Below are 16,183 nucleotides of genomic sequence, written 5' to 3' on the forward strand. Positions count from 1 at the left end.
AATTTGGAACTGATTCAGCAACAGGGCGATTGGGACGAATTGTTTCAGGAATTGCGGCAAATTGGCGAGATTGAGCCGTTGGAAGATGTGGTTCGTACAAATCATATTCAGGCAGCCTGAAACCTTTGCAAAACCCCTAAAATTTGATTTTAAAAAATTTTAATATTTTGAATTTTAAGAAATTTATTTTTCAAAAAAGTTCAAAAAATGGGGTTTTGCAAAGGTTTCAGCCTTTCATTACCCTACAAATTTTTGTCTACCACTCATCTGTTCCCTCTCCTGTGGGAGAGGGTTAGGGAGAGGGTAAAACTTTCAATGCACCACGATTTTCCCTCTCCCCAGCCCTCTCCCAAAGGAGAGGGAGTGAGATTGCTGTATCTCAACGATTTCAGGCAATATTTTATTTTTGTAGGGTAGCGAAAGGCAGCCTGAAAACCACTTTTCAGGCTGCCTGTTGATTTGTTGCTTACTCTTCAGAACTCAATTTTTTCTCTAATTCTTTAATTCGCTTACTCATTTCATTTAAATGCTTAATATGCACCGCATTTTTCGCCCATTCACGATAAGACAACATCGGGAAAATACTCGCAATATGCTGCCCACTCTCCGTAACGCTGTGCGTAACCGATGTGCCGCCACCAATTTGTGTTTTGTCCGCAATTTCAATATGCCCCACCGTCCCCACGCCGCCACCAATCACGCAATAGCTGCCAATTTTCGTGCTGCCTGAAATCCCCGTTTTCGCCGCAATCACGGTATGGCTGCCAATTTCGCAGTTGTGCGCGATTTGAATTTGGTTGTCAATTTTGGAACCCTTGCCCACCACTGTGTCTGACATCGCGCCACGGTCAATGGTGGTGTTTGCGCCAATTTCCACGTCATCGCCCAAAGTTACGCCGCCCGTTTGCGGAATTTTAAACCACGAATCGCCCGCAAACGCCAAACCAAAACCGTCCGCACCAATCACGCAGCCTGAATGCAATTCCACCTGTTGCCCCAAAGTGCAGCCATAGTAAACCGTAACATTCGGGTGCAACACACATTCCGCCCCCAAAACACAATCGTGTTCCACCACCGAATTCGCCAACACACGACAACGCTCGCCCAACACCGTGTTTGCGCCAATATACACATTCGCGCCAATTTCACAGCTTTTCGGCACAACCGCAGACGGCTCAATCACCGCAGTTGGGTGCACCCCACCACGCGCCGCCACAATCGGGCTAAACAGCCGCGCCACTTTCGCAAAATACAAATACGGGTCGGGTGCGATAATCACATTGCGCTCAGGGAATAAATCGGCGGCTTTTGCTGAAACAATAATCGCGCCTGCGCTGCTATCGCTGACTTCTTGTTTGTATTTGGGATTGGCTAAAAAGGTAATTTCATGAGCTTGTGCGCGATGAGCAGGGGCGATGGCGGTGATTTGAATATCCGTGCCACGCCATTCGCCGCCCAATTGTTGCACCAATTGAGAAAGAGTAAACATAATAATTTCCTTAAGATTCTGATTACACAATAAATAAAGGCAGCCTGAAACCTGTTCAGGCTGCCTGCCTATTTTACTTACCGCCGTCCAATAATTTAATCACACGGTCGGTAATATCATACGGCGCGCGCACAAACACCGCTTCTTGCACAATCATGTCAAATTTTTCTTGCTTGGCAATGCGTTGCACAATCACGTTGGCATTATGTTGCAAAGCGGCAAATTCTTCATTGCGGCGCAAATTGTATTCTTCAATAAATTTGCTTGCCGCCATGCGATTTTGCACGAGACGGGTTTCCAATTTTTGTCGCTCGGCAGGTTTCAGGCTGCCTGAAGCAATTAATTGTTGACGAATTTTCTCGTTTTCGCTTTGCAAGTTTTCCATTTTTTGCTGTTGTTTGGCGAACTCTTTTTGCAGGTTTTGCTCAATTTCTTGCGCCACTTTGGACTCACTGTACACGCGCACGGCATTCACATAACCAAATTTCATGGTTTCCGCCGCCCACACATTCAGGCTGCCTGAAAGCAATAAGGCACCACACAAGGCTTTGATTTGCCAATTTTTCATACGCTGTAATCCTTAAAATACCGTACCCAATTGGAATTGGAAGCGTTGCACTTCATCGCCTTCTTTTTTCTTCAATGGATAAGCGTAGCTCAACTTAATGGGACCCATAGGTGAAATCCATGTAATCGCCGCACCTGCGGAATAACGCAATTCTTCTTTAAACGTGGACTGGCGGCTGCCCGTGCCATAGTAGCCACCGTGCGAATAAGGGTTGCTCACGGAATGATAAGGTGCGGCGGTGTAAGTTTTGCCGTCCCACACGCTGCCTGCGTCCGCAAACACGCTCATGCGCACCGATTTATTGTCTTTCATACCAGGGAAGGGGAACAATAATTCCGCGTTCACATTCGCTGCGTTGGTGCCGCCATAGGTTTCGGTGGTGCGGAAACCGTTAATATCAAAATCATACGCTTTCGGGCCCAAAGAACCTGTTTCAAAACCACGCACCGAACCTAAACCACCGCCTGTTTGTGCATAAATAAACGGCACATTTTTCGTTTTACCGTAGCGACCACTGTGTCCAATTTGCCCATTCAACATCAAAGTAAAATCACGCGTTAATGGGAAATACCAAGTTTGATGATGGCTCAATTGATAATATTCCAAGCCACTTCCAGGTAATGCGCCTTCCGCATTAATGCCAATGCTGTAACCGCGCGTTGGCCAATACGCGTCATCGGTGGTGTTGCGATACCAGCTTAAAATGCCTTTGTATAACCAATTGCTTTCACCATATTCGTCCACATAGCGGCGATAACGCGCTGGTGATTGGCTGAATAAGCCCACTTTAATGTGTTCCACGCCCAAGCCCACATTCACACGGTCGTATTCCGTAATCGGAATGCCCATCACCGCTTGACCGCCGTAACGCGCAATTTTGTAACTGCGTGGGCTATTATTTTGTTTATACGGATTATAATTTGAGCCAAACAAACTATAACTCATGCTCACCCCATCAGGCGTAAAATACGGGTCGGTAAACGACAAAGAACCTTGTTGGCGAACCTTACTGCGCGACACACTCAAAGAACCCGATTTGCCCGTACCAAACAAATTATCCTGTGCCACGCTGCCCGCCAACACCATACCATCGTCTTGCGACCAACCCACCGAAGCGTTCAGGCTGCCTGTATTGCGTTCTTTCACTTTCACATCCACATCAACCTGATGTTCATCTTGTTCCACAGGCGTGTTTTTCACATTCACGTCTTCAAAATAACCCAATTGGCGCAAACGCTGCGCAGAACGATTGATTTTTTTCTGGTCATACGCGGCGGCTTCCATTTGGCGGAATTCACGGCGCAACACTTCATCGCGTGTTTTATTATTGCCAGTGATGTTGATTTGGCGCACGGAAATGCGTGGACCTGTGGACACATTCACATTCACATTCAACACATCGCCTTCACGCTGGGGGGCAGCCTGCACATCTGCATAGGCATAACCAGCTTCTTGCAAATCCAATTTAATTGCCGCCATCGCCGCCTGCAAATCGGCATGATTGCTGATTTTGCCACGTTTTAATTTAGACAAATGTTTCATTAATTTTTCTTTAGGCACTTCTTTGTGGTCGCCTACCACATCAAATCCGCCCCAACGATAACGTTGCCCTTCATTGATTTTAATCGTGATGGTTTCGCGTTTTTTGTCTTCATTGAGCTGGCGTTCCACATCTTCCAAATCCATCGTGAAATCATAAAAGCCCTTGCGATGGTAAAACGCTTCCAAACGCTTTTTGTCTTGTCGCGCCTTTTCCCATGAAAACACATTGCTTTTCGTCAGCCACGAAAACAAAGTGCCATCGGTCAAACCAATTTGTCGCGCCAAAGTCCAATCGCTAAAATGCTCATTGCCAACAAAATCAATTGTACTTACACGAGTTGTTGTGCCTTCATCAATGGTAATGGTAATAGCAACACGATTGTTTGCCAAATTTTGCACCTCAGGCGTGATTTTCACATCGTTTTTGCCCTGTTCTTTGTACGCGCTGTCCAGCGAGCGCAAGCCACGTATCAAAGCATCATTGCTGAAAAAATCGCCTTTGCCCAAACCTGTTGATGACAAAGCGTCTTGCACCGTTTCATCGCCTGTTTTGTCTAGGTCGGCTAATTTTTCTTCGTAGGATTTGTCGCTATCTGATTTCTTATTTAAAATCAAATCACTATCATCATCTGCACTGCGTCCACGCATAGTGGACATGGTTTTCAAAATCGCGTCATTTTGCAAGGTTTTCGCACCTTTGATGGTAACATCGCTGATGATGGGGCGTTCTTTTACCGTGATAATCAGCATATTATCATTTTGTTCTAGCAGCACATTTTCATAAAAACCGCTCGCATGAAGCTGGCGAATAATATCCTCACCTATTTCATCGGAGTACATATCGCCTTCTTGCACAGGCAATAAGGAGCGTACAGTTGCTTCAGAAGTATGCTGCTCGCCTTCAATGCGAAACTCGCCAATGCGAAAATCCGCCGCATAAGCCGACATCGCACCACCCATGGCAAGCAATGCCAACGGAAGTTTTTTTAACATCATAAGTTTATCCAATTAATACATAAAGATAAGTTGAAAATATTGATATGAATTTTGTGTGGCTTTCAGGCTGCCTGAAAACAAACATCAGCCCAATAAACGCGAAATATCATTAAAAAACGCCAACACCATCATCGTCAGCATAATCGCCAAACCCAAACGCAAACCCATTTGTTGTGTGCGCTCGCTCAAAGGTTTGCCGCGCAACAGTTCCGCCGTATAGTAAACCAAATGACCGCCGTCCAACACAGGAATCGGCAATAAATTCATCACGCCCAAACTAATGCTTACCAAAGCCAAAAATTCCACATAGGGCTGCCAACCAATTTGCACAGTTTGCCCCGCCACGTCTGCGATGGTAATCGGCCCCGAAATATGGCTTAAAGACGCTTGCCCAATCAATAATTTGCCGAAAAATTGTACCGTCATGGTGGAATATTTGACTGTGCGTTCCCAACCCATTTTCATGGCTTCGGCAAAACCCACGCTGTATTCGTGGCGCACTTTTTCTTCCCACGCTTTATCGGATTGTGGCGACACACCAGCGCGCCCAATGATTTGGCTGCGGTCGGGCAATTCCACGCTTTGTGGTTGTAAAACAGTTTGTTGCTGCACGCCTGCGCGAATGTAGTCAATATTCAAATTGCGCCCTGCGTTTTCGCGCACAATTTTGCTCCAATCCGCCCAATTTGGGGTAGGCACGCCGTTTACGGCAATGATTTGGTCGCCGTGTTGCAAACCTGCTTTGGCGGCTGCGCTATTTGGGGCAACGGTGTCAATTTTGTTCACGGTTTTATAAGCAGAAATGCCCAAGCTGGCTTGGCGTTTTGCCACCATGGCGGCTTGCGGCGTACCTGCCACATCAATCACACGCTCCAGCGTTTGGTTTTGTTCATTTTGGACTTGAACGGCGATTTTGCCCGCTTCCAAATTCAAAATAATTTCGGTCTGCGCGTCTGCCATCGTGTGAACGGGTTTGCCATTCACGCTGATAATCTGGTCGCCCACTTGGAAACCTGTGCTGGCAGCAATAGACGGCGTGTGCAACGTCCCCACAAATGGGCGAACTTCATGCACCCCACCCATGCCAAACGCGAAAAAATACAGCAGCACCGCCAACACCAAATTGGTGAGCGGTCCAGCCACAATAACGGCAATGCGTTTCAAAGGGTGTTGTTTATCAAAGGCATAGGGCAAATCGGCTTCGGCGACATTGCCTTCACGCGTGTCCACCATTTTCACATAGCCGCCAAGCGGTATAGGGGCGAGACACCATTCTATATTACGCCATTTTTTCGTGTAAAACGGCTTACCAAAACCCACAGAAAAGCGCAAAACTTTAATGCCGCACCAACGCGCCACCAGCAAATGCCCTAATTCGTGCAAACTCACCAGCAATAATATGGCAAACAAAAACGCCAAAATCATTTGTATAAACGACAAGATGGTTATCCTTATTGATTTTGATGGGTTTTCAGGCTGCCTGAAAACCAGTTAATTTAAAAGTGGTTCGCATTGTAGCAGATATTGTGTTAATTTTATGCAAATCGCGGTTTCTTATCTCAATTTGATTGACAAAAGCAAATCAGGCAGCCTGAAAAATGGGGTTCAGGCTGCCTAAAAATTCTATTTTGACATTTGGGGAATGTCGGCTCAGAGAGCCGAACTAGGCGGCTGATGGTTTTACGTCATGAATTTTAGGAGCTATTGACCATTCATTTCGCGCTCGTTTTTTCGTGAAAATCGCCCAATTCCAGTCAAAAACCTTTACAATTATTTCTTTGCTTTCAGGCTGCCTGTTTGGTTTTGGATAACAAAGGCAGCCTGAACATTCACAAACCTTAAATTTATGGAGATTTTTGCAATGAAAAAAGTGGGTTTTATTGGCTGGCGCGGCATGGTCGGTTCGGTATTGATGCAGCGTATGCGCGAAGAAAACGACTTCGCCCACATTCCCGAAGCGCATTTTTTTACCACGTCTAACGCAGGCGGTGCGGCACCCGATTTCGGTCAAGCCGCCAAAACTTTGCTGGACGCGAACAACATTGACGAACTGGCAAAAATGGACATCATCGTTACCTGTCAAGGTGGCGATTACACCAAACAGGTTTACCAAGCCCTGCGCGATAGCGGCTGGAACGGCTATTGGATTGACGCTGCGTCCACATTACGCATGAAAGATGACGCGATTATCGTGCTTGACCCCGTAAACCGCCATGTGATTGACGCAGGTTTGGCAAATGGTGTAAAAAACTATGTGGGCGGCAACTGCACCGTATCGTTGATGTTGATGGCGTTGGGCGGTTTGTTCCAAAACGGTTTGGTGGAATGGGTGAGCAGCATGACTTACCAAGCGGCTTCGGGCGCGGGCGCGAAGAATATGCGCGAATTGATTTCGGGCATGGGCGCGGTTCACAACCAAGTGGCGGCAGAATTGTCCGACCCAGCCAGCGCGATTTTGGACATTGACCGCAAAGTGGCGGATTTCTTGCGTTCCGACAATTATCCGAAAGAAAACTTTGGCGTACCGCTTGCAGGCAGCCTGATTCCATGGATTGATGTGGATTTGGGCAACGGACAATCCAAAGAAGAATGGAAAGGCGGCGTGGAAACCAACAAAATTTTGAACAGCCAACAGCCCGTGATTGTGGAAGGTTTGTGCGTGCGCGTGGGCGCAATGCGTTGCCACAGCCAAGCGATTACTTTGAAATTGAAACAAAATTTGCCCGTGAGCGAAATTGAGCAAATCATCGCCAGCGCAAACGCGTGGACAAAAGTCGTACCCAACACGAAAGAAGCCAGCATTCACGAATTGACCCCTGCTGCGGTTACGGGCACTTTGACAACACCAGTGGGTCGCATTCGCAAATTGGCGATGGGTGATGAGTTCATCAGCGCGTTTACGGTGGGCGACCAGTTGCTGTGGGGCGCGGCAGAGCCATTGCGCCGTGTGTTGCGGATTATTTTGGGTAATTTGGATTGATTTTTTGATTTGAATTTGCCGTAAAATATTCAGGCAGCCTGAAAAATATATTTTCAGGCTGCCTGTGGTTTTTCCAAATTAATTAATAGTGGAATTATTGCTTACTTGCGCCGAATGTACCATGCAAGGTATTGCGTGGATACATCAATGAACCATCGCGCGCCACCTCTTCACGTTCCCCTGTGATTTTGTTATACGCGCCAGCCATCTCTTCACCATTAGGTCCATAGAAATAACCTGTAACATGTGCAGGTGTTTTCACCAAACGTTTCTCATCGCCATCCATTGTTAAAATAGTATAATTTTCAACAACATCTGCAGTATCGTTGCCTTGGAAAGAGTTCCCTTCAATCGTGGCTTTTAAGGTCACAGGCGCGAAATTATTCTCACCCGTTGCACCTGCTACAGGTTTCACCACGCCAGCCAAAGTGTGTTGATGGAAATTCACACGGAATTCTGCATCAGCGCTAACAGGGCGCAAACCATCATGTGCCGCGGTGTATGAATCTTTGGTATGCAAAGCTTTGCCTTTGTACACCACTTCTTCATTGGCAGTAGGCATTTTGTCGGTTGGCGTCAAATTACCTGTCACCACAATATGACGTTTTTCATATTCATCATGAATTTCGCCATAACGTGCATGCTTCAAATCAGTTGAAATTTTGCGCCATGATTTGGTCTTATCTTGTGCAAATGGCGCAGTACTTGTACCTGTGTAAATTTTTTCGCCTTCTGCAGGACTTTCATAAATACCATTGGTTGCAGATTGCCCTTGTGGGACTAAAGCAATACGGCGACCATCAATCACCACTTCGTCAATTGTATCTAATTCCCACTTGGTGTCATTGGTTGCGAAATAAGTAGAGCGGTCTTTATGTTCCTTACTCACAGAACCATACACTACGCCCAAACCTAGCCGTTCAGTTTGTGGCGAATTGGTGTCTGTGGGTGTTGTGGTAGTAGTGGTCGTAGTAGACGCGGTATTCTTATTATTAGATGAAGTATTACCCGCATTTTGAGATGAGCTTTCACCCAAAGCATGACCTTCAGCCTTACCATCACGCACCGCGCCTGTGCTGCCACACGCGCTCAATCCAATCGCCGCCACCACCAGCAAACCAATCAGTTTTTTATCCATAACATATTACTCCAAAAGGAAAATTTTAAAATACTGCCCTGACTATGCAGGCAGCCTGAAATTGCAGCCAATTTTATCACAGCCCCATAACATTCAGAAATATTTGTCAATTTATGCTATTTTATTTTTACCTGATTCTCAAATAGATTGATTATTTTAATGCAATTATTTCAATTAATTAACTGAATATTCCCATTTATTTACAATGAGTGTAAAAAATCCAATTTGTCGCATTCTTGCTGATTTGGTGTGGGTAATGTTCAGGCTGCCTGAAATCATAGATAATGACAATATGATAGTTAGGAGTGATGATTCATGAAACCAATGCCAAAACAAAAACTAGAAATGACCAATATCTTCCGATTAGAAATTGCCTATCTTTGTTTTATCATAAGTGTTTGTATGCTTTTCAATTTTCTATATAGCTTTAATTATTCATTGACTTCCTATCTCAAAGCCCCATTTGAACATCATCGCATTATTCACATTGATAAAGTCGTTGTTAAAACAGGGATGCGTAGCAATTTATTTTTTGAATACAAGGGCAATCAATATCGCGCCCCCTGTTATATAGAAGTTGCCCGCTATATTTGCGTTGATGGAAGAACATTGCACAATATCAAAGTATTAGAACCTTTCCCGAATGCACGAGAGGTTTTGGTCGTGGCTGGGGAATATCACGCCAAATCATTCAGTATCCCAGAAGAAAGACAAATGGATTTTGTTCAATCCAATAGATTTTTTCTTTTTATTTTCAATATTTTGATTATTATTATGCTGATTTACATGGCGATTTACATCATCATGAAAAAAATGAGAAATGAAGAAGTTTTGAAATACTATTAATCCCCCATTTCAGGCAGCCTGAAAAACACGGAAACTGCTATAATCACGCGTTATTTTTTATTTTATTTTTCAAATTGTGAAACAAAATCATGCAAGAACAATACCAACCCTCCCAAATTGAACCCCAAATCCAAGCCAAATGGGAACAAGAACGCGCTTTCAATGCCATTGAAAACAAAGACAAACCCAAATTTTACTGCCTGTCCATGTTCCCCTACCCAAGCGGCAAATTGCACATGGGGCACGTCCGCAATTACACCATTGGCGATGTGCGCTCGCGTTTCAAAAAAATGCAAGGATACAATGTGTTGCAACCTATGGGTTGGGACGCTTTCGGTATGCCTGCCGAAAATGCCGCCATTGACCGCCAAGTTGCCCCTGCCGAATGGACGTATTCCAATATTGATTACATGAAAAACCAATTAAAATCATTGGGTTTTGCGCTGGATTGGGAACGCGAATTGGCAACCTGTCGCCCTGAATATTATCGTTGGGAACAGCTTTTGTTTACCAAATTGTTTAAAAAAGGCATTGTTTACCGCAAGTTAGGCACGGTAAACTGGGACCCTGTGGACAAAACCGTGTTGGCAAACGAACAGGTGGTGGACGGTCGCGGTTGGCGCAGTGGCGCGTTGGTGGAAAAACGCGAAATCCCCATGTACTATTTCCGCATTACCGATTATGCCGAAGATTTGTTGAATGATTTGAACGACTTGGATTGGGGCGAGCAAGTCAAAACCATGCAACGCAACTGGATTGGCAAATCCAAAGGCATGACGGTGCGTTTCAGGCTGCCTGAAAACAGCCAAGCGGGTTTGCCCGATGATTTTTCTCAATACATTCAAGTTTATACCACACGCCCCGACACGCTTTTTGGCGCGTGCGCGGTGGTAGTCGCTGCCGAACACCCGTTGGCGACCGCAGCAGCCGAAAACAATCCCGAGCTGCAAGCGTTTATTGCCGAATGCAAAGCAGGTTCGGTGGCAGAAGCGGATATGGCAACCATGGAGAAAAAGGGTTTGCCAACAGGACGTTACGTCATCAATCCGCTCAATGGCGAAACGCTGCCTGTGTGGGTGGCAAACTATGTGATTTGGGGCTATGGCGATGGTGCGGTGATGGTTGTGCCAGCGCATGACGAGCGCGATTTTGCGTTTGCGCGTAAATACGGTTTCCCAATCAAACAAGTGGTTAATGTGAACAATCTGCCTTATGACGACCAAAATTGGCAAGATTGGTATGGCGACAAAGAAAATGGCGTGTTAATCCATTCGGGCGAATTTGACGGTTTGAACTATGTTCAAGCTTTTGAAAAAATGGGCGAAAAATTGCAATCTTTGGGATTGGGCGAGCCTAAAACGCAATACCGTTTGCGCGATTGGGGCATTTCACGCCAACGTTATTGGGGTTGCCCGATTCCGATTGTGCATTGCGATGATTGTGGCGATGTGCCTGTTCCTGAACAAGATTTGCCTGTGGTGCTGCCTGAAAATGTCGTTCCCGATGGCGCGGGTTCGCCTTTGGCAAAAATGCCCGAGTTTTACGAAACCACCTGCCCCAACTGCGGCAAACCCGCCAAACGCGAAACCGATACCATGGATACCTTTATGGAATCAAGCTGGTATCAATTCCGTTATATGTCGCCCCAATTTGAAGGCGGCATGGTTGAGCCGAACGCGGCAGCCTATTGGGGGCAAGCCGACCAGTATATTGGCGGCATTGAACACGCGATTTTGCATTTGCTTTACGCGCGTTTCTTTACCAAATTGATGAACGATGAGGGCATCGTGCCTGTGCGCGAGCCGTTTAAGCAATTATTGACGCAAGGCATGGTGTTGCAAGCAACTTATTTCCGCGAAAAAGAAGACGGCAAAAAACAATGGTTTAACCCAGCCGATGTTACCGTGCAAACCGATGAAAAAGGTCGCCCCATCGCCGCGATTTTGAATGCAGACGGCTTGCCCGTGCAAATGGGTGGTGTGGAAAAAATGTCCAAATCCAAAAACAATGGCGTGGACCCCCAACAAATCATTGACGCTTATGGTGCGGACACGGCACGCTTGTTCATGATGTTTGCCTCTCCGCCCGAGCAAACTTTGGAATGGTCAGACGCGGGCGTGGCAGGCGCATATCGTTTCTTGAACCGTTTGTGGCGCACGGTGTATGAGTTTGTGAAACAAGGCGGCAATTCGGTAAACGCATTTGCGGGCGAGCATAATTCACTTTCAGGCAGCCTGAAAGATTTGCGTTTCAAATTGCACAGCACGATTGCGAAAGTTACCGATGATTACGACCGCCGTCAGCAATTCAACACGGCAATCGCGGCAGTGATGGAATTGCTCAATCAATACGACAAAACCGATTGCACTGGCGAAAATGGTCAAGCGGTGGCGCGTGAGGTGTTGGAAGCGGTGTTGATTTTGTTGTCGCCCATTGTGCCGCACATTTGTGAAACTTTGTGGACAGAACTGAATCAAAACAAACCTTTATACGAACAAAGCTGGCTGAAAGCCAATGAAACCGCTTTGGTGAAGACCGAAGTGGAAATGATGGTGCAAGTGAACGGCAAATTGCGCGACAAAATCCAAATCGCGGTAGATGCCGATGACGAAACGGCGAAAGCGGCGGCTTTGGCAACGGCTGGCGCAATCAAATTTATGGACGGCAATGCGCCGAAAAAAGTGATTGTGGTGAAAAATAAATTGGTGAATATTGTGGTTTAATTCATTGATTTGAAAAATATTCAGGCAGCCTGAAAAAGTTTTCAGGCTGCCTGTTCCCATATTTGAAGAGATGAAAACAATGAAAAATATACCTATAATTTTTGATTTAGCAGCAAAAATAGTACCCAAATACGCGATGGCAGGCTGTCAAATTGGGGACAGTTTTGAAAAATACCGCCCACACATTTGCCATTTTTATCACGAAGACCGCAACGATATTTACGATAAAGGGCTGGTTGCCTGTATAGAAAATGGCTGGATTAATGTCTATTTATCTGATTATGTTAGATTGTGTTTCAATCAAAACCATTTGCTTTGTCGTATGTGGTTTTGGTTTCCTGAATTTACGGGCGAGATTTATCCGAATGTTTTTTTGGGCAATTTAGTAAAAAATGTCCCTTATCCATTGTATTTTGACACAATAGACTATGTTTATTATTTTCAAGATGAAAATAATCAAATCATTGAGGGCATTCATTTTATGACTCAAAACTGTGCAACAATAGATGAAGACCCCAATACAATCATCACAGGCGTATGTATGTACAATTTTGAAAATGCACCATAAATTTAATAGGCAGCCTGAAAACATTTTCAGGCTGCCTATTTTATTTATGAAAAACTAAATTAATCCGCAGTCAAAACCACTTTCATGGCTTGGTTTTCAGCCGCGTGTTTGAACACGTCATAGGCTTGTTCCAATTCGCTGAATTTGAAATGGTGGGTCAGCATTTTGGTGTAATCCACGCTGCTGGTGGAAATGGCTTTCATCAACATTTCGGTGGTATTCGCGTTTACCAAACCTGTGGTGATTTTCAGGTTTTTAATCCACAGTTTTTCCAATTTGAAATCAACAGGTTTACCGTGTACACCCACCACAGAAATATTGCCGCCTGCTTTCACGATTTCTTGGCACATATCCCAAGTGGCTGGCAAACCAACCGCTTCAATCGCTACGTCCACGCCGTCTGTGCCAACAATATCAAATACTTGTTTCGCTACATCGCCCGAAGCTGGGTTAATCACATGGGTCGCGCCCAATTCTTTCGCCAATTTCAGGCGGTTTTCGTCCATATCGCACATAATCAACACGCTTGGGCTATACAATTGTGCGGTCAGCAAAGCCGACATACCCACAGGACCCGCACCTGCGATGAATACGGTATCACCTGGTTTCACATCGCCGTATTGTACGCCGATTTCGTGTGCGGTTGGCAATGCATCAGACAACAACAATGCCACTTCTTCGTTCACATTTTCAGGCAATGGAATCAAGCTGTTGTCTGCATAAGGGGTGCGGACAAATTCGGCTTGTGTGCCGTCAATCATGTAGCCCAAAATCCAGCCACCGTTGCGGCAGTGTGAATACAATTGCGTTTTGCAATTGTCGCATGTGCAACATTTTGATACGCAAGAGATAATCACTTTGTCGCCCACTTTGATGTTTTTCACAGCAGAGCCGACTTCTTCCACAATGCCAATGCCTTCGTGTCCTAAAATGCGACCTGCGGCGATTTCAGGGTTTTTGCCTTTCCAAATGCCCAAATCTGTACCACAAATGGTGGTTTTGGTGATGCGAATCACGGCATCAGTCGGGTCAATAATGGTGGGCTTGGCGTGTTCTTCAAAACGAATGTCGTTTTCGCCGTAGTAAACCATGGCTTTCATTTTGTGCTACTCCATTTAGTTGTGAAAAATCAAGGATGATTATTCTCTTTTTGGTGGTGTTTGTCAAAGCGTTTTGCAATAAATTTTGTTCTATATCAATATGTTACATTATAACATTAGCAAAATTTTACATGGCGATTGTATATATACTTTATGGGCTTGACGAACAGATTTATTCACAAAATCAAAAAATTGAAGATGGAACTCATTATAGTGAATTCAATTTAAATCAGGACAAGGCGACCGCTATAAAAGGCAGCCTGAAAAAATAGCGGCGATACGCGTTAAACACCAACTAGCCCAAGCGTGGGTATGGCGGCGCAACGCCATGTCCATCGTTCGGAATCAGCACACAATGAGGGTTTCAGGCTGCCTTTTTTACCCAAACCGTTTCGGATAACGCTTGCGGGCAAATTGTGCCACCGAGTCGGCAAATAATTTGACGATTTGATACGCGGCTTTACCATATTGGTAGCGAATTTCAGGCAGCCTGCAAAACAATTGCGCCATTTCTTGTTCGGCGGCGATTTTTTCTTGCGCCAACCATGCTTTGATAATGGGATTTTGGCTGATGATATAACCGTTTATTGTTGAATCATTTGGTTCGGGCAAGTCTGCTTGATGCCATTTTTCGGCGGGAATATTGATGATGCCACACGCCAAATCAGCGTCCCAATCGCGCATGGCGGAACACCATGCCAATATTTTGACCAATTCGGGCACATCGTCCGCGCGCAAACGGCTGTGAAATGCGTAAAACAGCATATTCAAAGAAGCGCGAAATGTGTCGTGTAATTGCGCGTGTAATTCGGTTTGCTTGAATACGCAATATGTTTGGGCGCGGACGGCGTCTTGTTTCATTTTATTTAATAAAATCAACACGTCTGCGCGTGCTTCGCGGTAAGTTGCCAATTGGCGCAAATCGTTTTGGAAGATTTGACCCAATGTCGCTAATTCGGCAACGGTGTTGTCGTGTTGGCGGACTGTAAAATTTTCGCTTTGCCAGCAATGGATTAAGACATCGGCGCATTCGGTGTTCAGGCTGCCTGAAAGTGGGCGGTCGCCGTCCATAATGTCGTCATAGGCTTGCAAAAAACAGTAGCCGCTCATCAGCAATCGGGCGCGTTGTGGTGCGACAAGGTATTGGGCATACAAAATGACGGCAATTAGGGCATAACGGCGGTGGCGGCGACTAAACCGCAGGTGGTTGTTGAACCAAAGTCGGTGGCGGTCGGCGATGTGTTGGCTGAGGTCGGCTAATTTTTGCATGGGGTAAAACCATAAAAATGCCCATAGCCAACCTGCGACAATATCAATCAAATGATGAGCGTGAATGGCAAAGGTGCTGAACGAAACCATCAGGGCGTATAGCCACCCAATGATTTGTGCCAATAGATTGATTTTATGACGAAAAATTAAAACCGTACTGACCACAAACGCACAATGCAAAGACGGCAAATAATTATGTTTCATGCCCGCAGAATGCGCCAAATCCAGCCAAAATCGCCAAAAATCGCCCACGTCAGTCGCAACGGCAAACGATAAATGCACAGGAAACGCAATAAAAACCACACAAGCGGTCAGCAATTGCCCGCACAATAACACAAACCAACGCCATTGCGCCCGCCAATCCAGCCAATTTACCGCCATTAACATCGCCAAAGGCAAAGACAGATAAACCAAACTCCATTGTGGATAAATTGGAAAATGGGCTTCAAACGGCAATGTAGGCGCAAAAGTCGCACGCGACAAAACATCGTTTAGCCAACTGCTTGCGCCGTATAACACAAAAAATAAACACGCAAACAAGATGGCAAGAACATAAGCAAAATGGGAACGCGGTTGCATGGTTTTTCAGGCTGCCTTTCGGTACACGACAATTTTTGTTTACCAACAATCTGTCCCTCCCCCGTCTACAACGCAGACCTGCCAAGTTCTAAATCATTTTCACAATACGGTCAATCCGATTGGCAAATCTTGCCAACCAATCTTTCCATTTATTGAAGCCATTAAATCGTGCAATATTTAATGCCCAACTCATTAGAACCGAATAGCAAGCTGCGGTATTCTTATTGCGAATAAAAGACTTATCTTCATTTAACTGAACATCTTTTACCCAATGTAATTTATTTTCAATCTGCCAATGTTGCATAATACCTTTTGCAAAATATTCTGCATTGTCATGGCAAATATTGCTTAAATAAAATCTATATTCATGATGATAAGTGCCATT

12 protein-coding genes are annotated in these 16,183 nt (G+C 45.3%); 4 read left to right on the top strand and 8 right to left on the bottom strand.

Annotated elements, in window-relative coordinates; genetic code table 11:
• Positions 1-466 precede the first annotated feature (466 nt).
• The 4 genes from lpxD to rseP form a co-directional block, all read right to left on the bottom strand.
• Positions 467-1,489, bottom strand: a complete 1,023-nt coding sequence (gene lpxD / locus Q338_RS08715) for a UDP-3-O-(3-hydroxymyristoyl)glucosamine N-acyltransferase (RefSeq protein WP_034294322.1) — start codon at positions 1,487-1,489, stop codon at positions 467-469.
• Positions 1,490-1,562: 73 nt separating this feature from the next.
• Entirely contained in the window at positions 1,563-2,057 is a 495-nt protein-coding gene (locus Q338_RS08720) for an OmpH family outer membrane protein (RefSeq protein WP_034294324.1), read from the bottom strand.
• 12 nt (positions 2,058-2,069) lie between these two features.
• Positions 2,070-4,595 carry an outer membrane protein assembly factor BamA gene (bamA, locus tag Q338_RS08725; protein ID WP_034294326.1) on the bottom strand — a complete coding sequence of 842 codons (2,526 nt, stop codon included), beginning with the start codon at positions 4,593-4,595 and terminating at the stop codon, positions 2,070-2,072.
• A gap of 84 nt (positions 4,596-4,679) precedes the next feature.
• A complete protein-coding gene (gene rseP / locus Q338_RS08730) occupies positions 4,680-6,026 on the bottom strand; it encodes an RIP metalloprotease RseP (protein WP_115723648.1) in 1,347 nt (448 codons plus the stop codon).
• 430 nt (positions 6,027-6,456) lie between these two features.
• On the opposite strand from rseP, the gene asd reads away from it, so the two are divergent.
• Positions 6,457-7,575: an aspartate-semialdehyde dehydrogenase gene (gene asd, locus Q338_RS08735; protein ID WP_034294345.1), complete on the top strand. Its 1,119-nt coding sequence runs from the start codon at positions 6,457-6,459 to the stop codon at positions 7,573-7,575.
• Positions 7,576-7,669: 94 nt separating this feature from the next.
• Here the strand turns inward: asd and Q338_RS08740 are convergent, their stop codons facing one another.
• The gene (locus Q338_RS08740; protein WP_034294331.1) at positions 7,670-8,713 is read right to left on the bottom strand and encodes a transferrin-binding protein-like solute binding protein; all 1,044 of its coding nucleotides are present in this window, start codon (positions 8,711-8,713) and stop codon (positions 7,670-7,672) included.
• 315 nt (positions 8,714-9,028) lie between these two features.
• Between Q338_RS08740 and Q338_RS08745 the strand changes: the two genes are divergently transcribed.
• The 3 genes from Q338_RS08745 to Q338_RS08755 all read left to right on the top strand — a co-directional run bounded on the left by Q338_RS08745 (position 9,029) and on the right by Q338_RS08755 (position 12,850).
• On the top strand, positions 9,029-9,559 hold the full coding sequence (locus Q338_RS08745; protein WP_034294333.1) for a hypothetical protein: 531 nt from the start codon (positions 9,029-9,031) through the stop codon (positions 9,557-9,559).
• A gap of 89 nt (positions 9,560-9,648) precedes the next feature.
• Complete coding sequence (gene leuS / locus Q338_RS08750; protein ID WP_034294335.1) at positions 9,649-12,282, top strand: leucine--tRNA ligase; 2,634 nt, start codon at positions 9,649-9,651, stop codon at positions 12,280-12,282.
• 136 nt (positions 12,283-12,418) lie between these two features.
• Positions 12,419-12,850, top strand: a complete 432-nt coding sequence (locus tag Q338_RS08755; RefSeq protein ID WP_147293669.1) for a hypothetical protein — start codon at positions 12,419-12,421, stop codon at positions 12,848-12,850.
• Between the two features lie 59 nt (positions 12,851-12,909).
• Here the strand turns inward: Q338_RS08755 and Q338_RS08760 are convergent, their stop codons facing one another.
• The 3 genes from Q338_RS08760 to Q338_RS08775 all read right to left on the bottom strand — a co-directional run.
• Entirely contained in the window at positions 12,910-13,950 is a 1,041-nt protein-coding gene (locus Q338_RS08760; RefSeq protein WP_034294339.1) for a zinc-dependent alcohol dehydrogenase family protein, read from the bottom strand.
• Positions 13,951-14,328: 378 nt separating this feature from the next.
• Positions 14,329-15,798, bottom strand: coding sequence for a phosphatase PAP2 family protein (locus tag Q338_RS08770; protein ID WP_034294343.1), 1,470 nt, complete (start codon positions 15,796-15,798; stop codon positions 14,329-14,331).
• A gap of 88 nt (positions 15,799-15,886) precedes the next feature.
• The coding region (locus Q338_RS08775) for an ISAs1 family transposase (RefSeq protein WP_034293514.1) at positions 15,887-16,183 on the bottom strand (297 nt) is incomplete at its 5' end.

Origin of the sequence: Alysiella crassa DSM 2578 (genome assembly GCF_000745955.1) — a bacterium.
Taxonomy (GTDB): Bacteria; Pseudomonadota; Gammaproteobacteria; order Burkholderiales; family Neisseriaceae; genus Simonsiella; species Simonsiella crassa.